The following is a 370-nucleotide window of genomic DNA, read 5'->3' as shown; positions in this document are numbered from 1 at the left end:
GGAAACAAGTCGATGATTTATGAAGCCATCGACGCGAAGAAGGCTGAAACACCCGTGCATCGCGGCTGCCGTCTTTTTGAGGTCAGCATGAGCGGATATTATGCCTGGAAACGTCGCCAACCCAGTCGTCGTCAATACGACGACATGATCTTGCTCGCTCATGTCCGAAACCATTTTGCTCTATCGCATGAAACCTACGGCTCCCCCCGAATGCACGCTGAGTTGAAGGCAGACGGCGTGAGCGGCGGTCGCCATCGCATCGCCCGCCTGATGCGGGACAACGGCATGAAAGCGCTGCAAAAAAGACGATACAAAAAGACGACCGACAGCGACCATGGCGGCCCGGTCGCGCCGAATGTTCTGGATCAGG

Annotated in this window: 1 protein-coding gene; it reads left to right on the top strand. The window is 56.2% G+C overall.

Going from position 1 to position 370, the window contains the following annotated elements; translation table 11 throughout:
- Window positions 1–370, top strand: a 370-nt coding sequence (locus tag ACODS4_RS28155; protein WP_488869191.1) for an IS3 family transposase, incomplete at both ends; no start/stop codon positions are given.

The organism is Azospirillum sp. FG154 (genome assembly GCF_057809575.1).
The sequence above is the reverse complement of the archived record's forward strand: the minus strand, read 5'-3'. Positions and strand labels throughout refer to the sequence as shown.